This window comes from Streptomyces nanhaiensis, assembly GCF_046614825.1.
Taxonomy (GTDB): domain Bacteria; phylum Actinomycetota; class Actinomycetes; order Streptomycetales; family Streptomycetaceae; genus Streptomyces; species Streptomyces radiopugnans.
The window spans coordinates 14,567-29,167 of sequence record NZ_JBKJFM010000011.1 but is presented as its reverse complement, the minus strand read 5'-3'; the positions used below and the strand labels follow the sequence as shown (position 1 = coordinate 29,167).

The following is a 14,601-nucleotide window of genomic DNA, read 5'->3' as shown; positions in this document are numbered from 1 at the left end:
CGGCCGGTGGGGCGGCCGGGCGGGGGCGGGCTACTGCTGCTGGGGGCCGAGGGCGGCGGAGACTGCGGCGATGGCCGGGTACAGGTCGGGGTGCGCCAGGCACGCGTCGATGACCTCGGCCAGGACCACGTGGTCCTTGGGGTGGTCCTCGTCCTGCGGGTGCATGCGACCTCGGACGTAGCCCATGACGGCGGCGTCCTTGACCAGGGCGCGTTCGCGGTCGGTGAGCGATGCGAGGAGCGTGGTCACGGCGTCGGCGCGCTGGGCGTCGCGCTCGGCGAGGTAGCGGATCAGGAAGTCGGGGAGGGGGATGGTCACGGCTGGCTCCCGTCGAGGGCGCGGATGGTGGGGCAGGGCCAGGGAACGGCGTAGTTCGGGTAGTCGCGTTCTGAGCAGTGCTCGCAGTCCCCGGTGTTCTGGTTGCGCACGTGGAGGGCGCGGACGCGGTCGAGGGCGGCCTCGGCGTCGCGGACCGTCTGTGCCAGCTCGCGGATGCTGGTGGCCTGGCGGGCGAGGCATGCCCGTAGCTCGGCGGTCTCGGCTTCGGCCACGGCCATCACGGTGTCGGAGATGCCGAGGCCGATCGTGCCGCGGAAGGCAGCCCACTCCTCTGCCTGCACCTCCCGGGGGAGGGCCTTCTCGACCGCTTCGTCGTACCGCTGGCGGCGCTGGTCGCTGCCCCCGGCCGGGACGGGCTTGCCCCACTCGACAGTGCTCAGCTCACCCAGGACGCCGAGGACAGCGGCCACGCCGTCCGCATCAAGCGGGCACGTTCCCTTCCTGGAACGTCCGGTGATCAGCGCCGGGCCGCAGATGCCTCCCGGCACGCCGTAGCGGTCCAGCACGGCAGACGCGAGAGCGTTGACCGGGCGCCGGTACATGGCGGAGGACTCGTCAACCCACATGGTCCAGTGGTCGGTGAGGTCGGCGGCTTCGACGCCGTGGGAGCCGAGGACCGCGTTCATGACGGTGAGCCGGTCGTCAGGGGCGGCGGGAAGGGTGAGGGGGACGACATGGCTGTCGTTGGTGATCAGAACGGCGTTGGTCATCGTCGGTTCCTCCTGCGGGAGCGGTGTCGGGGCGCGGTCAGCGCCAGATAGGCGGGAGTGAGGATCAACAGCGCGGCCAGCACAGCCCCAGCAGCCGGGGACAGGGCGGCGAGGACGGCGGTCACAGCCGGTCTCCGGTGAGCGGGACGGTGCGGATCCGGCGCCCGTGGTGGAACCGGCGGCGTATGGACACCTCGGGCACCAGGCCGGCCGGGCGGCGCGGGTCGGTCACGTCGTCCAGGTCGAGGAGCCCGCGCTTCAACGCGAGGGCGACGGCGTGGGTGCGCGAGGCGGCGCCGAGGGACTTCGAGGCGGTCTTCAGCCGGAGGTGGATGCCCTGCTCCGTGGTGCCGAGGATGCGGGCGATCTCGCGGGAGGTCATGCCGTTGGCGGCGAGGCGGAGTGCGGCGAGTTGTCCGGGGGAGAGGTGACCGTCGAGGGCGCGGGGCATCAGACGGTCACCTCCTCCGCGGGGGCCGGTGCGGGCAGGCCGGTGGCGGCGGCGAGGACGTGCGCGGCCAGCAGTGGCGGCACGGCGTTCGCTATCTGGAGGAACCGGCGGGACTCGCTGCCCTGGAACGGGTAGCCGGCGGGGAAGCCCTGAAGGATCGCGGCCTCGGCCAGCAGCAGCGGGCGCTTCTCCAGGTCGCCGCGACCGTCGACCTTCACCCACTGGTAGTCGTGGCGGGCGTGGCCGGCCACCAGCGTTCCGGCGGGCTGGTCCAGGCGGCGCACGGTGGCGTTGGCCCGCTTGCTGTGCCGCAGCACCCACCAGGAGCGGGCTTTCTCCGTCAGCGCCCACGACGGCCGGTCGCACGGGAACTCGTTGCCCCCGGCGGTGCGCCGCTCGCCGCGGGTGTTGACCCGCATCCCGGCCGGGAGGTCGAGGGCCTGGGCCATCGTCACCCAGGCGGGCCGGGTGGCGCCGAACAGGTCGATGCCGGGGTGCTCGGCGTGGGTGGGCTCGGGCGGGGCCACGGGCCGGGTGCGGGAGGCGATGAGGATCGCGCGGCGGCGGGTCTGGGGGACGCCGTAGTCGGCGGCGTTGAGGATCCCGGCCCACGTGCTGTAGCCCCAGGAGCGGAGCACGGCGGCGTACTGGCGCCACAGCGGCAGCACGTCGGGGACCTGTTCCAGTGTCACCCATTCGGGGCGGAGCGCCTGGAGGAACCGCATCGGCTCGGCGGCCAGCAGCGACCTCTCGTCGCGGACCGCGGCGCGCAGTTTGGTGCGGGTGTCGCGGCCGTGGGCGAGGTCGTGGACGGCTTGGTGCACCAGGGCGAGGTCGGTGAGGCCGTCGCGTTTGCCGCTGGCGCTGAACGTCTGGCACGGCGGGGAGGCGATCTGCCCGCGGGCCAGGCCGGTGAAGGGCCGGGTGGGGTACTGGGCGATGTCCGTGCGGATGGTGAGGTGTCCGGCGGCGGCGCGGGTGGCGCAGGCTGCGGCGTCCCACTCCAGGCCGACGGGGCGGAGGCCGAGTTGGCGGGCGGCTTCGTCCCAGCCGCCGGGGCCGGCGAAGAGGTCGAGGTGCATCGGTTGCTCCTGTGTGCGGGGTGTGCTGGAACCGGATGAGCGCCCGGGAAGGGCTCTGGGCGGTCGTGTGGCGGGCTGTGGGCCCTTCCTGTGGCTCTGTGGCCGTCTGGTGGGCTGTTAGGCGGCCTGGTGGCTGGTGGCGGCTTCGGTGCGGCTGGGGTGGGGGGTTGCTCGTTCGCGGCGGCCGATGCGGCAGGGCTGGCCTGTGGGTGCGCGGCAGGCGTCGTAGGGGCAGGGGACGGTGAGGGGGTCGGTGCCGTTGGTGAGGCGTCCGCGGCGGTTGGGGCGCCATTGGTCGAAGGTGTCGGGCATGTAGCGGCCGACGTTCTCCAGGCGGCGGGCGACGTTTTCGGCGGGGCCGGCGGTGAGCTGCTTGTGCTCGGCGGGCGGGGCCTGCCCGGTGGCGACCGCTGTGCGGGTGGCGCGCAGCTGCTTCAGGTAGGCGGCGGGGTCGGCCGGCGGGGTGGGGTCGGTGTGGCGGGTCATGCGGTCGCGGACGGTGGTGCGCCAGCGGTCGGCGATGTCCGCGGGGCGGATCGGGAAGGGGCTGGTGGCGTAGTGCTTGCCGACGGCGTGGATGGCGAAGTCGAGGGGGACGTCGGCGAGGACGGTGGCCCAGAGGGCGGCGAGGCCCATGACTTCGTCGGGGTCGTCGGGGAGGACGCGGGGGTCGGCGTAGGAGACCTGCTTGAGGAGCTGGGGGATTTGGTCGGGGTTCACTGGTTGCCTCCTGCGGCGCGGAGCTGCTGGGTGAGTTGGTCGAGGACGTTGCGGGATGCGTTGCGGCGGGCGGCCTGCGGTGTGGGGGCCGGGGCGGGCGCGGGGCGGAGCGCGGGGAGCCGGTGGACGCCGTCGGGGGCGGGCTCGGGCGCCGGGGGGAGGTCGCGCCAGCCGGAGAGGAAGTAGCGGCCGTAGCTGATCTGCCGCTGCTGGCACTGTTCGATGGCCCAGCGGGCGAGGCGTTCGGTGCCGTGGCTCTTGATGAGGGCGTGGACGATCAGCCACTCGTTGCTGGCGAGGTTCCAGCGGATGGTGTCGTAGCCGGCGAGGCTGATGGTGTCGACGACGGGGCGGGCGAAGTCGGGGATGACGACGGCGGGGGTGGTCGGGCTGTCGTGCTTGCTTCCACTCCTGGTAGGAGTGGTTTGGTGAAGGGGTCCTGATTCAGGACCGGTAGGGGTCTCGATTCGGTACCCCCCCGGTCCCGATTCAGGACCGGTAGCGGTTTCGTTAGGGGTCTCGATTCGGGACCCCTGCTGTGCGTTAGGGGTCCTGATCTGGGACCGGTAGCTTTCGCTTAGGGGTCCTGATTCGGTACCCCTAGCTATGGGTGCGGGGCGGGTGTAGCCGACCGCGAACGGCAGCTGGTAGGCCGCGGGGCGGCTCCCGGCGGCGGGTTCGGCGATGACGAGTTCGCCGGATTCGAGGGCCTTGTCGACGGCGCGGACGACGACGGACTTCGAGGCGTTGAGGCGGGCGCGGAACTCGGTGGTGCCCATGCGGACAGTGCAGTCGGGCCCCGGTGCCTTGTCGGCGACCGCGAGCAACACGAGGCGGGGGTTCCCGGTGGTGCGGGAGCAGTTCCACACCCAGTGCATGGCGTCGATGGTCAACGGGGCCTTCTCTCTGGTCGTGCGGGGTACGTGGGTGGTGCTCCCGGGGCGGGGGGCTGGTGGCCGGCCCCGCCCCGGGGCGCGCGGCGGGTGCTACAGGTGGTCCTCTTCGAGGACCGTGTCGACGAAGTGCTGTTCGTCCTTCGCTTCGCGGTCGTGGCAGGGCACGCACATGCGGCGGTAGTGGTCGCGGCGCTCAACGCGGGCGGTGCACCAGCGGTCGCCCTGCTCCTCGAACCAGGCGATGTGGTCAGCGGCCTCGATGAGGTTGACCGGGCCGATGACCGTGAGGCAGTCGTGGAAGGGCTTGTAGGGGAAGAGGGGCCGGGGCTGCTTGCAGCGGGTGCAGCGGCCCTCAGTGGGCTTCTCGGCAGGCATCAGATGTCCTTGGTCTGGTTGGGGCAGTGAGCTAGGTGGTGGGCGGGGACGGTCGCCGTGAACTGGGCGACGGCGTCCCCCGTGGCGTGGTCCGTCCAGCCACACCGGCCGCACCGGAAGTCAGCGGCCGGGTAGTGCAGCCACCTGCCGCCCCGCGCCCGCTCGCCGAGGTCGACGTGGAGGCCGGGGAGGTCGGCCGGTGGCCACCGGGTCATGCCGCTCGTCTCCCGGCGTCCGGCTCGTTGGGTACGGCGTGCAGGTGCCGGCGGGGCGGGTGCCAGCCGTCCAGGGCGGCCTCCAGGTCGGCGCGGTGGTCGGCGGCGAGCGGGTCCGGCCCAGCCGCGGGGGCGGGTCGGGGGCCGCCCCACTGGCCGGTGGGCCACTCCTCCGCGTACAGGCGCTCCAGCGGGCTCACGCAGCCACCCCCTTCTTCCGTGCGCGGCGGCGGGCGTTGAGGCGCTCCCGCTCGGTGGTGCCGCCCCAGATGCCGCTGGAGTAGCGGGCACCGCGCTGGTCTTCCATGTGGTCGGCGTAGGCGCGGCAGTCGGCGAGCACGGGGCACCGGGCGCAGATGTCGAGGGCGAGTTCGGTGTTCTTGTTGATGCCGCCGGTGTCGGGGAAGAACAGCTCAGGGTCGGCGTCGCGGCAGGCGGCGTTGAGCATCCAGGCGGGGATCATCGGAGCACCGCCTCCTTCGGCGGCCACGCGACCTTCGACAGGCGGGCCCGCTGCGCGGCGGGGAGGGTGAACAGCGGCTGGCCGTACCAGTCGTGGCCGGCGGCGCGGAGCCACCAGGCGTCGCACTGGTCACCGCCTGGATCGTTGGCGAACTCGGCTCCGGCAGCGATGAACGCGGCGGCGGCCATGTCGTCCTTGCTCGCCCGGCCGTGGTCGTAGGCGAACGCCTTGAGCGTCGCGGGAACCACCAGCGCGTAGGGCACGCGTGCCTCGACCAACTCGGCCCGCACGATGCCGTGGACCATGGCCGTGACCCCGGCGCCCATGGCGTGCCGCGGGAGGTCTTCGAGGACGGCGAGGGTGGGCCGGTGGACGAGCGCGGCACGGATGGCGGCGCGGATGACGAGGAGCCGGAGGTCGCCGTCCTTCTGCCGAGTCTTGATGCGCTGGGTGGTGCCGTCGGGGAGGGCGACGCCGGTGCAGGTGAGCGAGAGGTCCAGGCCCAGGACGCGGAGGGTGGGGCCGGCCGCCCCCGGCATCGCGCCGGGGACGGTCGGAGCCAGGCCGGGCAGGGGCGGCGCGGTCATCGGCCACCTCCTCGGGGGCCGTGCGGGGTGCAGCGGCAGTACTCGAAGAGGCGCTCGCAGCGGGGGCAGCGGCCGTTGGGGATCGCGCCGGGGCGGGCCAGGAACGCGCCGAGCCGGACCGCCAGGGCGGCGGCCACCAGGAGCCAGACGATGGCCAGGGCGGTGATCTCGGGGGCGGTCATGCGGGCACCTCCTCGAAGGGCACCAGCGGCCAGTCGCCGCGCACGCCGTCGGCCTGGTGCTCCTTGCCGGGCGTCCGCCGGAAGTAGGCCGCCAGACCCTCGGCCTGCTCGGCCGCCCACTGCACCTGCTTGTCGTGCAGGAAGCCGAGCGTCGCCTCACCGATCACGGGCTCCTGCTGCGCGATCCGCCACGCCACCCGGCACGCGGCGATCGCGTCCGCGGCGGCGTCGTGGGCGCCGTCCAGGGCCACTTTGTAGTGCTCGCACAGGGCGGTGAGGGTGCGGGAGCCGCGCCGGTAGCGGTCGATGCGCTTGTCCAGCACCCGCGGGTCCACCACGCGCAGCCGGTCACCGACCGCGTCCGTCAGCGGCTTGATGCCGTGCCGGCGGGCTTCGCGGTCGAGCATCGTCAGGTCGTAGGAGGCGTTCATCGCGACGATCGGGAGGCCGTTGAAGACGGCGTCGGCGAGCGCGTACACCACGTCCTGGACGACCTTGGCGGCGGGCTGTCCCTCCGCGCGGGCGCGTTCGGTGGTGATGCCGTGCACCTTCGCGGCGCCTTCGGGGATGTCGATGCCGGGGTCGGCGAGCCAGGTCAGGGTTTCGGTGCCGTGTCCGCCGCCGACCTGGACGACGCACGCGGTGACGATGCGGTCCGTCTCCACGTCCACGCCGGTGGTTTCCAGGTCGAAGCCGCACAGGCGGCCGAGGTGCCAGCCGGTCACTGGACCTCACCCGCCTTCACCGCGGCGAGGAAGGCGCGCAGCTGCCCGGCCGACGCCGTGCCCGGCATCAGCCCGTTGTTCCGCTCGGCGAACCGCCGCTCCGTCTCGGACGTGGACCAGCCCAGACGACCGACAGCGGCGACGATCTCGAACCACACGTCCGCCGGGTCCTCGCCGTCGTCGTCCACGAACTCGGCGTCGATGACCTCGTCCGCCGGGGCCGAGCTCTCACCGGCCGGCGTCTCCTGCCCCTGCTCCTGCTTCGGGGTCTTGAGCTCCTCCGCGCGGGCGGTCAGAGCCTTCGCGAGCGCGTCGTCCATGTGCCCGGCGCCCACGGCCTTCTTCCACAGCGCGCCGACCTCCTCGGAGGTGGTCGCCACCGCCGCCAGCGCCGCGTAGTCCGGGCGCGGGGCCTCGATCGCGGCCCGCTCCGGACCGGAAGACACCGCCGCCGCGGCGCCCGTCGTCTGCCCGGACAGCAGCGCCGCCGGGGCGATGTCCACGTCGATCGTCGGGACCATCCACCGCAGGGTCTTGCCGTCCCGCTTCGCGGTGCGCTCCTCCAGCCCCAGGTACGCCTCCACGTAGCCGCCGGCCTTCGCCAGCAGCTCCGCCACCCCGGGCAGCTCCAGCGCGGCGTAGTAGCCGTGGGACTCCAGGCGCCACACGCCGACGCCGGGGATGTCCCGCAGGACGACGTTCAGGCGGGTGGTGGGCTTGCACTGCCGCTGCTCCGGGTCGGGGCCGCACACGCAGGGCCGGTCCCTCAGGAGTTCGGTGACGCCGTCGCAGCGGCGCTGGCAGCCACCCCCACTCCAGAGTTCGTAGTACTGGGAGACGGGCTGGTGCGGCACCAGGATCGGCATGCGGGTGGCGTCAGTGAGGACCTCGAACTGCCCGGCGCCGCCGTCGGGGGTCCAGGGGGCGACGGTGCCGCCGTAGGCGGCGGCCACACGCTCCAGCAGGGGCCTGCTGGGGGAAGTGAGGCGGAACCGGTTGAGCTTGGCCGGGCGGGTCCCTCCGCTGGCGGTGGGGACCTTCTGGCCGATGCGGATGCGTCCGAGTTCTCGGATGCGCTGCTGGAGGTCGAGGATGGGCATCAGGCAGCCTTCTTCTGTGCAGGGGCGGGCAGGGTGAGGGGGGCGCCGACGACGGTCTTGGCGGTGGTCCGCTCGAACTCGGCGATGTCCCGGGCGTGGCGGAACGCGGAGAACTCCGCGGCGCCGCAGGCGACGGGGATGGGGCGGTAGCCCTCGGGGCGGAGGTGCAGGACGATCCCGGTGTCGTGGACCGGGGGGAGCGGCACCTTGGAGCCGTCGCGGAGCCAGCCGACTTCGGCGTGGGCGTAGGCGGACATCTGGAGGCCGGCCTCGGCGTACACGCCCTTCTTGTCGAGCTCGCCGCCGGTCTTGGTGTCGCCCATGAACACGGTGTTCGCAGGGACGTTGAGGGCGGCGGCTATGCGGGGGGACCGCAGCAGGTAGTCCAGGGTTCCGGCGTACCGCTCGGTGTAGTTGGCGACGACCATCTCCGAGGCCTCGAACGTGACTTGCCACTCCTCCACGAACGCGAGGAAGTTGGTCAGGTACGGGGCGACCTCGGGGTCGTCCAGCAGCTCCTCCGGCACCGGCTGGCCCAGGACGTGGGCCTCGATCACGGTGTGGACGGCGGAGCCGACGGCGGCGCGGGCGTCCTTCTTGCGGGTGTGGGCGCGGCGGAGCCAGTCGTATGCCTCGGTCCGCTCGTCGGGGCGCAGGGAGGCGCGGACGAGGTAGGGGAGGTTGTCGAGGGCGGTCTCCGCGGTGATGTTCCCGGCCCAGAAGACCAGCGCCTCTTTGGGGTAGCCCTGGGAGAGGATCGTGGTCACCGAGCGGAGCTTGATGCTGGTGTCGAGCGGGTCGCGGTACCAGCCTTGGGAGCGGCGGGGGATGCGGTCGGCGCCGGTCGGCTCCTGCTTCTTGCGGGAGCGGCGTCCGGCGGCCGGGACCTGGGTGGTCCCGGCGCGTCCGGTTGCGGTCGTCACGCGGCCTCACCCCGCACGATGCGCTGGTGCTGGCGGAGGCTGTAGCCGTCCTGCGCGAGGGCGTCGGCGAGGTCGTCCCGCTCCTCGTCGTCGGTGGGCTCGTCGTCCCAGATGAGGTCACGCATCGTCGGCCTCCGGGTAGTCGAAGCGGTCGTGGCGGTCGTCCTCGTTGCGGCAGGCCCAGGAGCAGTAGGTGGTGCCGCGCGGGACCGGGCGGGGGCAGCAGGCGCACGTGTCGAGTGCGGGGGCGGTGCGGGCGGGGCCGGTCGGCGGGCGCAGGTGTTCGGCGACGATTCCGGCGGCGATGGCGGCGGGTCCGGCGGCTCCGGCGAGGATGGCGATCAGCACGGTCATTCGTCCGCCTCCTCGTTGTAGGCGGAGGCGACGGTCAGCGGGGTGACGACGTATCCGGTGGGATCCCAGGTCGCGGTCTCCGGATGCGTGCCGTACTCGTACAGCTCCTCGGCCTCGTCCGGGCCGGGCTCGCCGTCGTCGTCCTCGCGCCACTCGCCGTCGCGGCGCCACTCCAATGTGGCGACCGACGCGCGCTCCATGAGCGTCTGGCAGTGCTCGCGGGCGGCTTGGCGGGTGGTGTAGAGGCCCATGGCGATCGAGTCGTGCGAGGCGCGGTACACGGTCAGCTCAGCGTCCCGGGTGGACTCGCCCCGCGACGGGGTGTCCTTCCCGGCCTCGGCGTCCTCGCGCTTCCACTGCTCCTCGCGCTCACGGAGACGGCACTGGACGTCGAAGGCACCCTCGTAGTCCTTGGTCTCCGTGCACGTGGCGATCAGCTCGGCGTAGGACTGGCGGATCTCGTTGCGCTTCGCCTCGATGGCGGGGCGCTCCAGTTCGGCGACCCGCGCCCGCAGCCGCTCCACCTCGGCCAGCACCACAGGGGCGAGGTGCTCGGCGAGGTACCCCCGCATCTGGGCGTGCTGGAGGCTGGAGAGGTGCGCGGTCTGCTGGAAGGCGCAGATCGCCTCGTACAGCAGGCCCGTGATGCGGTCGGCCAGCCGCTCCGCCGACAGCGGCTCCCGGGCGCTCATGCCGCCACCGCCGAACCCGCAGCAGCGGACACCGGCAGCACCACAGCCACCCGCACCGACACATCCCGCCACACCGCGCACAGCGTGTGCGTCCGCACCACCACGCCGTTCAGCTGCCAGCCACGCCCCGGCGTGACCGAACCGCCCACCACGGCCGCGTAGGCCGACAGGGCCTCCATGCCGCCGGTGTGCAGGTGCCCGTGCAGCGAGCCCAGCTCGGTGTCGATCGTCCACGTCGCCGTCGGCAGCTCGGGGTTCTCCTGGATCAGCTGCACCAGCGCCGTCGCCGGTGCCAACTGCGGGTTACCGATAGGCTTCATCAGCCTTGCCTCTCTTTCAGAGGTTGTAGGGGTGAGGCCTCGTGGGGTCGTCCGGGTCCAGCCGGGCGGCCCCCGCCTCGTTGATGGGGGGTGTCAGGCGGCGTCGCGTCGCGCCACGACCGGCCGCTCCGCCACCACCGGCGCGAACAGCACCCGCAACCGGGCGAACTGCTCCGCCGTCAGCGGCGGCGCCTCGGCCACCAGCACCCGCCGGGCCTCCGCCGCAGCCGGGCCCAGACGACGCGCAGCCGCCTCCGGGTCGATGCGGTGGCCGCTCACCGGGCGACCGCCGATCCGGCCGGCGTGCGCGAGGAACGGGCGATGGTGGTCCGCTGGACCGGCAGCCACAGGACGAGGAGGTCGCAGCCGACGCGGGCGGACCATGCCTCGGCCACGTCGGGGCTGACGGTGTCCTGCTCGCCGGACAGCACCTCGGCTATGAGGCTGGAGGCGACGCCTGCCACCTCGGCGATGTCGCGCATGGAAGCGCGGCTGCCGTCGCCGGTGCGCTGCATGATCCGGCGCAACATGTCGCGGTCTACGGGCCGGTAGCGGAGGGGTTTGTCGTCCAGGGGCTGGGGTTGCGGCATGGGCGTGCTCTCCTCGTGCAGCGGATCGCTCCTGTGTGGGAGTGAAGCCAGCATTGCACGACGGGAACACTCTGTCCACCCCTAGGGAGTGCATATGCCGCTCCCGTGCGGGAGTGGCGGGATGCCGCTATGCGCCCCGTGCCCCCACTGGCGCAACTCACTCCTGTTAGGGAACACTACGTTCCCGTAGTGCAGCGCGCGCCGCTGTTACCAGCGGGAATGCTGAGGCTTGACCGACCCCAGGTAGACACGCACACATGGAGACACGGGATGATGACACTCATGGGCACCCGAGATCAGCTATCGCGCCTGGTGCGAGACCGCCGGGCAGAGCTGGGCCTCTCCCAAGCCCGTGTCGCCACGGCATCCGGAGACCCCACGCTCCACACCTCATGGATCACCCGCCTCGAACAAGGCAAGATCCGCGATATCCCCGACCGCGACCGCCTCGAAGCCTTGGCGCGCGGCCTCCAGCTTCCCCCGCAGCAGGTAGCCCGCGCGGCCGGCGAACAGTTCCTCGGGATCGATGAGGTCCGCTCCGAGGACGAGACGGCGCGCGCCGTCGTCCACTTCATGGAGACGTTCTCCGAGGCGGACAAGCTCGCGGTCAAGGCCATGGTGGAGGCGTTCGCCCGGTCCAGGCGTTCCGGGGAGAATGACGCAGGGTAGTTTCTCATTCAACCCTCTGGCACCCCGAGCCCCTGGTGAGGCAATATCTGATCACGTCACCTGGGGGCAGGAGCCGTAGCAGTGCATTCCGTCGTTCGCACATGCGTTCGATGGCCGGGGAAAGAGGGATGCATGGCACCAACCGCATGTGTAGAGGTGGAAGTAGTCGACACGCTCCCGGGCGGCCAGCCCACCATGGTCCTGGAAGAGAAGGGACGCATCCGCTTCCTGATCCTCAAGGGCGCGCCGATCGAGGAGATCGGCCGCTCCCTCCAGGGCGACATGCAGCACGAGATCGACAGCGGTCTGTGGGATCAGCACTGGCCCGGCGGCGGGGGGCCGGGCGAGGGCAAGGAGTCCACGGAGGACGGGCCGGACGGCACGCCCTGACGGACGGCAGATGCGAGCGGGCCCCGGGAAACCGGGGCCCTTCGTCATGCCCAGGGCTGCGACCTGCGCATCCATAAAGGTGATTCATAAAGGTTCGACCTCGCCGTCGCATGCGCGGTGCTCGGAGCCGCCGAGCGGATCGACCCCCGCGCGCTCACCGGACTGGTGATGATCGGCGAACTGGGCCTCGACGGGCGCGTCCGGCCCGTACGCGGCGTCCTGCCCGCGGTCCTGGCCGCCGCGGACGCCGGATACCGCCAGGTCGTGGTCGCCGAGCAGACCGCCTCCGAGGCCGCGCTGGTACCCGGCGTCTCCGTCCTCGGCGTCCGCTCCCTGCGCCAGCTCGTCGCCGTCCTCACCGACGCACCCGTCCCCGACGAGGAGTGCCCGGACGAGCACGGCGCCGACGCCACCATGCTCGCCGGTCTCACCGTGCCCGGCGCGGGCGGAGGGATCGCGGGGCTGGGCGGCGAACGCCAGGTGGACCTGGCCGAGGTCGCCGGCCAGAAAGCCGCCCGCAGGGCGCTGGAGGTGGCCGCCGCGGGGCGACACCACGTCTTCTTCAAGGGCCCGCCCGGAGCGGGCAAGACCATGCTCGCCGAACGGCTCCCCGGGCTGCTGCCGCCGCTCACCCCGAAGGAGGCGCTGGAGGTCACCGCCGTCCACTCCGTCGCCGGGGCGCTGCCGCCCGGCCAGCCGCTGGTCGAGCGGCCTCCCTACTGCGCCCCGCACCACTCGGCCACCACCGCGTCCCTGGTGGGCGGCGGCAGCGGTCTGCCCCGGCCCGGAGCGGTGTCCCTCGCCCACCACGGCGTCCTCTTCCTGGACGAGGCGGCCGAATGCAGCGCGCGGGTGCTCGACGCGCTGCGCCAGCCGCTGGAGTCGGGGCAGGTCGTCGTGGCCCGGGCCCAGGGCATGATGCGCATGCCCGCACGCTTCCTGCTCGTCCTCGCCGCCAACCCGTGCCCCTGCGGGCGGCACGGTTCCCGGGGCGGCGGCTGCGAGTGCAGGCCCTCGTCGGTCAGGCGCTATCGCGCGCGGCTCTCCGGACCCCTGCTGGACCGCGTCGACCTCCGGGTCACGGTCGAACCCGTCACCCGCTCCGAGCTGACGGCCACCGGCGCCCGCTCCGAGACCACCGAGACCGTGGCGGCCCGGGTGCGCGCCGCACGCGAGCGCGCCGCCGCCCGCTACGCCGGCACGCCCTGGCACACCAACAGCGAGGTCCCCGGCCACGAACTGCGCACCCGGTGGCCGGGGAGCCCGGGAGCGCTCGGCCGGGCCGAGGAGGACATGGAGCGCGGCCTGCTCACCGCGAGAGGCCTGGACCGCGTCCTGCGGGTCGCCTGGACCCTGGCCGATCTCGCCGGGCACGACCGGCCCACCGCCGAGGACGTGGACGGCGCGCTGGAGCTGCGCACAGGCGTGCGGCGCGGCGCGGCACTCGCCGGAGGCCGGACGTGACCGGCCGTGAGGAGCGCACGGCCCGGGCGGCGCTCACCAGGATCGGGGAGCCCGGGGACGAGGCGATGAACCGGTGGCTCGACCGGTACGGGGCGGTGGAGACGCTCAAGGCGTTCGGTTCCGACTCCCCGCTGCCCGGCGCGTCCCGGACCCGCTGGGCCGGACTGCGGCAGCGCGCGCGAGGGCTCGACCCCGAGGCCGACCTCGCCGCGATCGGCGCACTGGGCGGGCGTTTCGTCTGCCCCGGCGACGCCGAGTGGCCGAGCCAGCTGGACGACCTGGGCGACGGACGCCCCGTGGGCCTTTGGGTGCGCGGCGGAGCCTCGCTGCGGATGTGGGCCCTGCGCTCGGTCGCCGTCGTCGGCTCACGGGCGTGCACGGACTACGGCGCCCATGTCGCCGCGACGCTCGGTTCCAGCCTGGCCGCCCGCGGCTGGACGGTGGTCTCCGGCGCTGCGTACGGGGTGGACGGCGCCGCGCACAACGGAGCCCTGGCGGTCGGGGGAGCGACCGTCGGGGTCCTGGCCTGCGGAGTCGATGTGGCCTACCCGCCGGGCAACGGCGAGCTGATCCGGCGCATCGGGGAGCAGGGGCTGCTGGTCGCCGAGCTGCCGCCCGGCGACCACCCCACCCGCAGCCGTTTCGTCCTGCGCAACCGCGTGATCGCGGCCCTCACCCGCGGCACCGTGGTGGTGGAGGCGGAGCTGCGCAGCGGCTCACTGGTCACCGCGCGGCGGGCCCTCGGGCTGGGCAGGCTCACCATGGGCGTTCCCGGCCCGGTGACCAGCGGACTGTCGGCGGGCGTCCACCAGCTCCTGCGCGGCGAGGGCATCGTCGTCACCGACGCCGCCGAGATCGTCGAGCTGGTCGGCGCCATCGGCGAACTGGCCCCCGAGCGGCGCGGGCCCATGGTGCCGCGCGACCTGCTGTCCCCGGAGGCGGCGTGCGTACTGGAGGCACTGCCCGCCCGGGGTGCGCTCGGCGTCGCGGCGGTGGCGCGCGCCGCCGCTCTCGCGGAGGACCGCGCGCTCGTCCGCCTCCAGGAACTGCAGTCACTCGGGTTCCTCGAACGCAACGGTGACTACTGGCAGTTGGCCAGGGCGGCCAACCAACACACCAACAGGTGACGAGGCGGTCCTTGACCTGGGTCGATCGAGTGAAAGGGTGAGAGGCATGATCGCTGAATGCTTCGTTCCGCATGGCCCGGCCGCGCCGTTCCGGCCACCCGGGTAACCCCGGGGTGCGGGCAGCGGAACGTATCTGCGTATGCCCGGTCGACCGCTCATCGCGCTGAGCGACACCGCAGTCACGCTACGCTCCCAAGGTTCCCGACCCCTTCGTACGCCCACCGGCG

25 protein-coding genes and 1 pseudogene are annotated in these 14,601 nt (G+C 73.1%); 4 read left to right on the top strand and 22 right to left on the bottom strand.

What is annotated here, in order from left to right; genetic code table 11:
* Positions 1–30 precede the first annotated feature (30 nt).
* From ACLIYP_RS05490 to ACLIYP_RS05385, 22 genes are all read right to left on the bottom strand, one after another.
* Positions 31–318, bottom strand: a complete 288-nt coding sequence (locus ACLIYP_RS05490) for a hypothetical protein (RefSeq protein ID WP_412712009.1) — start codon at positions 316–318, stop codon at positions 31–33.
* Entirely contained in the window at positions 315–1,049 is a 735-nt protein-coding gene (locus ACLIYP_RS05485; RefSeq protein WP_412712008.1) for a DUF3846 domain-containing protein, read from the bottom strand. The genes ACLIYP_RS05490 and ACLIYP_RS05485 overlap by 4 nt, the downstream gene beginning before the upstream one ends.
* A complete protein-coding gene (locus ACLIYP_RS05480; protein ID WP_412712007.1) occupies positions 1,046–1,174 on the bottom strand; it encodes a hypothetical protein in 129 nt (42 codons plus the stop codon). Before ACLIYP_RS05480 ends, ACLIYP_RS05485 begins: the two co-directional genes overlap by 4 nt.
* A complete protein-coding gene (locus ACLIYP_RS05475) occupies positions 1,171–1,500 on the bottom strand; it encodes a LuxR C-terminal-related transcriptional regulator (RefSeq protein WP_412712006.1) in 330 nt (109 codons plus the stop codon). The genes ACLIYP_RS05480 and ACLIYP_RS05475 overlap by 4 nt, the downstream gene beginning before the upstream one ends.
* Complete coding sequence (locus tag ACLIYP_RS05470) at positions 1,500–2,582, bottom strand: DNA cytosine methyltransferase (RefSeq protein ID WP_412712005.1); 1,083 nt, start codon at positions 2,580–2,582, stop codon at positions 1,500–1,502. Before ACLIYP_RS05470 ends, ACLIYP_RS05475 begins: the two co-directional genes overlap by 1 nt.
* Positions 2,583–2,699: 117 nt before the next feature.
* On the bottom strand, positions 2,700–3,302 hold the full coding sequence (locus ACLIYP_RS05465) for a zinc finger domain-containing protein (RefSeq protein ID WP_412712004.1): 603 nt from the start codon (positions 3,300–3,302) through the stop codon (positions 2,700–2,702).
* Positions 3,299–4,195 (bottom strand): hypothetical protein, encoded by an 897-nt coding sequence (locus ACLIYP_RS05460; RefSeq protein ID WP_412712003.1) that lies wholly within the window; start codon positions 4,193–4,195, stop codon positions 3,299–3,301. Before ACLIYP_RS05460 ends, ACLIYP_RS05465 begins: the two co-directional genes overlap by 4 nt.
* 93 nt (positions 4,196–4,288) lie before the next feature.
* Complete coding sequence (locus tag ACLIYP_RS05455; protein ID WP_412712002.1) at positions 4,289–4,573, bottom strand: hypothetical protein; 285 nt, start codon at positions 4,571–4,573, stop codon at positions 4,289–4,291.
* Complete coding sequence (locus ACLIYP_RS05450) at positions 4,573–4,788, bottom strand: hypothetical protein (protein WP_412712001.1); 216 nt, start codon at positions 4,786–4,788, stop codon at positions 4,573–4,575. Before ACLIYP_RS05450 ends, ACLIYP_RS05455 begins: the two co-directional genes overlap by 1 nt.
* Positions 4,785–4,988: a hypothetical protein gene (locus ACLIYP_RS05445; protein WP_412712000.1), complete on the bottom strand. Its 204-nt coding sequence runs from the start codon at positions 4,986–4,988 to the stop codon at positions 4,785–4,787. The genes ACLIYP_RS05450 and ACLIYP_RS05445 overlap by 4 nt, the downstream gene beginning before the upstream one ends.
* Positions 4,985–5,251, bottom strand: a complete 267-nt coding sequence (locus tag ACLIYP_RS05440; RefSeq protein ID WP_412711999.1) for a WhiB family transcriptional regulator — start codon at positions 5,249–5,251, stop codon at positions 4,985–4,987. Before ACLIYP_RS05440 ends, ACLIYP_RS05445 begins: the two co-directional genes overlap by 4 nt.
* Entirely contained in the window at positions 5,248–5,838 is a 591-nt protein-coding gene (locus tag ACLIYP_RS05435; protein ID WP_412711998.1) for a RuvC family protein, read from the bottom strand. The genes ACLIYP_RS05440 and ACLIYP_RS05435 overlap by 4 nt, the downstream gene beginning before the upstream one ends.
* On the bottom strand, positions 5,835–6,020 hold the full coding sequence (locus tag ACLIYP_RS05430; RefSeq protein WP_412711997.1) for a hypothetical protein: 186 nt from the start codon (positions 6,018–6,020) through the stop codon (positions 5,835–5,837). Before ACLIYP_RS05430 ends, ACLIYP_RS05435 begins: the two co-directional genes overlap by 4 nt.
* Complete coding sequence (locus ACLIYP_RS05425; RefSeq protein WP_412711996.1) at positions 6,017–6,745, bottom strand: exonuclease domain-containing protein; 729 nt, start codon at positions 6,743–6,745, stop codon at positions 6,017–6,019. Before ACLIYP_RS05425 ends, ACLIYP_RS05430 begins: the two co-directional genes overlap by 4 nt.
* A complete protein-coding gene (locus ACLIYP_RS05420; protein ID WP_412711995.1) occupies positions 6,742–7,845 on the bottom strand; it encodes a recombination directionality factor in 1,104 nt (367 codons plus the stop codon). Before ACLIYP_RS05420 ends, ACLIYP_RS05425 begins: the two co-directional genes overlap by 4 nt.
* Positions 7,845–8,768, bottom strand: a complete 924-nt coding sequence (locus tag ACLIYP_RS05415; RefSeq protein ID WP_412711994.1) for a hypothetical protein — start codon at positions 8,766–8,768, stop codon at positions 7,845–7,847. Before ACLIYP_RS05415 ends, ACLIYP_RS05420 begins: the two co-directional genes overlap by 1 nt.
* Positions 8,765–8,893, bottom strand: a complete 129-nt coding sequence (locus ACLIYP_RS05410; RefSeq protein WP_412711993.1) for a hypothetical protein — start codon at positions 8,891–8,893, stop codon at positions 8,765–8,767. The genes ACLIYP_RS05415 and ACLIYP_RS05410 overlap by 4 nt, the downstream gene beginning before the upstream one ends.
* A complete protein-coding gene (locus ACLIYP_RS05405) occupies positions 8,886–9,122 on the bottom strand; it encodes a hypothetical protein (protein WP_412711992.1) in 237 nt (78 codons plus the stop codon). The genes ACLIYP_RS05410 and ACLIYP_RS05405 overlap by 8 nt, the downstream gene beginning before the upstream one ends.
* Positions 9,119–9,814 carry a hypothetical protein gene (locus ACLIYP_RS05400; protein ID WP_412711991.1) on the bottom strand — a complete coding sequence of 232 codons (696 nt, stop codon included), beginning with the start codon at positions 9,812–9,814 and terminating at the stop codon, positions 9,119–9,121. Before ACLIYP_RS05400 ends, ACLIYP_RS05405 begins: the two co-directional genes overlap by 4 nt.
* Positions 9,811–10,134, bottom strand: a complete 324-nt coding sequence (locus ACLIYP_RS05395; protein ID WP_412711990.1) for a hypothetical protein — start codon at positions 10,132–10,134, stop codon at positions 9,811–9,813. The genes ACLIYP_RS05400 and ACLIYP_RS05395 overlap by 4 nt, the downstream gene beginning before the upstream one ends.
* A 93-nt stretch (positions 10,135–10,227) precedes the next feature.
* Entirely contained in the window at positions 10,228–10,413 is a 186-nt protein-coding gene (locus tag ACLIYP_RS05390; protein WP_412711989.1) for a hypothetical protein, read from the bottom strand.
* A complete protein-coding gene (locus tag ACLIYP_RS05385) occupies positions 10,410–10,724 on the bottom strand; it encodes a hypothetical protein (protein WP_412711988.1) in 315 nt (104 codons plus the stop codon). Before ACLIYP_RS05385 ends, ACLIYP_RS05390 begins: the two co-directional genes overlap by 4 nt.
* Positions 10,725–11,006: 282 nt before the next feature.
* On the opposite strand from ACLIYP_RS05385, the gene ACLIYP_RS05380 reads away from it, so the two are divergent.
* From ACLIYP_RS05380 to dprA, 4 genes and pseudogenes are all read left to right on the top strand, one after another.
* Complete coding sequence (locus tag ACLIYP_RS05380; RefSeq protein ID WP_412711987.1) at positions 11,007–11,393, top strand: helix-turn-helix domain-containing protein; 387 nt, start codon at positions 11,007–11,009, stop codon at positions 11,391–11,393.
* Between the two features lie 132 nt (positions 11,394–11,525).
* Positions 11,526–11,783: a hypothetical protein gene (locus ACLIYP_RS05375; protein ID WP_412711986.1), complete on the top strand. Its 258-nt coding sequence runs from the start codon at positions 11,526–11,528 to the stop codon at positions 11,781–11,783.
* Positions 11,784–11,876: 93 nt separating this feature from the next.
* Positions 11,877–13,247 (top strand): annotated as a pseudogene (locus tag ACLIYP_RS05370) (YifB family Mg chelatase-like AAA ATPase); the annotation flags it as partial.
* Positions 13,244–14,374: a DNA-processing protein DprA gene (gene dprA / locus ACLIYP_RS05365; RefSeq protein ID WP_412711985.1), complete on the top strand. Its 1,131-nt coding sequence runs from the start codon at positions 13,244–13,246 to the stop codon at positions 14,372–14,374. The pseudogene ACLIYP_RS05370 and the gene dprA, both read left to right, overlap by 4 nt.
* Positions 14,375–14,601 lie beyond the last annotated feature (227 nt).

What these genes read in the sequence shown, in the direction of transcription:
- ACLIYP_RS05400 (WP_412711991.1), bottom strand. Translation starts at nt 9,814, where the DNA reads ATGAGCGCCCGGGAGCCGCTGTCGGCGGAGCGGCTGGCCGACCGCATC.
- ACLIYP_RS05380 (WP_412711987.1), top strand. Translation starts at nt 11,007, where the DNA reads ATGGGCACCCGAGATCAGCTATCGCGCCTGGTGCGAGACCGCCGGGCA.
- ACLIYP_RS05420 (WP_412711995.1), bottom strand. Translation starts at nt 7,845, where the DNA reads ATGCCCATCCTCGACCTCCAGCAGCGCATCCGAGAACTCGGACGCATC.
- ACLIYP_RS05435 (WP_412711998.1), bottom strand. Translation starts at nt 5,838, where the DNA reads ATGACCGCGCCGCCCCTGCCCGGCCTGGCTCCGACCGTCCCCGGCGCG.
- ACLIYP_RS05395 (WP_412711990.1), bottom strand. Translation starts at nt 10,134, where the DNA reads ATGAAGCCTATCGGTAACCCGCAGTTGGCACCGGCGACGGCGCTGGTG.
- ACLIYP_RS05470 (WP_412712005.1), bottom strand. Translation starts at nt 2,582, where the DNA reads ATGCACCTCGACCTCTTCGCCGGCCCCGGCGGCTGGGACGAAGCCGCC.
- ACLIYP_RS05455 (WP_412712002.1), bottom strand. Translation starts at nt 4,573, where the DNA reads ATGCCTGCCGAGAAGCCCACTGAGGGCCGCTGCACCCGCTGCAAGCAG.
- ACLIYP_RS05485 (WP_412712008.1), bottom strand. Translation starts at nt 1,049, where the DNA reads ATGACCAACGCCGTTCTGATCACCAACGACAGCCATGTCGTCCCCCTC.
- ACLIYP_RS05475 (WP_412712006.1), bottom strand. Translation starts at nt 1,500, where the DNA reads ATGCCCCGCGCCCTCGACGGTCACCTCTCCCCCGGACAACTCGCCGCA.
- ACLIYP_RS05385 (WP_412711988.1), bottom strand. Translation starts at nt 10,724, where the DNA reads ATGCCGCAACCCCAGCCCCTGGACGACAAACCCCTCCGCTACCGGCCC.
- ACLIYP_RS05375 (WP_412711986.1), top strand. Translation starts at nt 11,526, where the DNA reads ATGGCACCAACCGCATGTGTAGAGGTGGAAGTAGTCGACACGCTCCCG.
- ACLIYP_RS05405 (WP_412711992.1), bottom strand. Translation starts at nt 9,122, where the DNA reads ATGACCGTGCTGATCGCCATCCTCGCCGGAGCCGCCGGACCCGCCGCC.
- ACLIYP_RS05450 (WP_412712001.1), bottom strand. Translation starts at nt 4,788, where the DNA reads ATGACCCGGTGGCCACCGGCCGACCTCCCCGGCCTCCACGTCGACCTC.
- ACLIYP_RS05440 (WP_412711999.1), bottom strand. Translation starts at nt 5,251, where the DNA reads ATGATCCCCGCCTGGATGCTCAACGCCGCCTGCCGCGACGCCGACCCT.
- ACLIYP_RS05430 (WP_412711997.1), bottom strand. Translation starts at nt 6,020, where the DNA reads ATGACCGCCCCCGAGATCACCGCCCTGGCCATCGTCTGGCTCCTGGTG.
- ACLIYP_RS05410 (WP_412711993.1), bottom strand. Translation starts at nt 8,893, where the DNA reads ATGCGTGACCTCATCTGGGACGACGAGCCCACCGACGACGAGGAGCGG.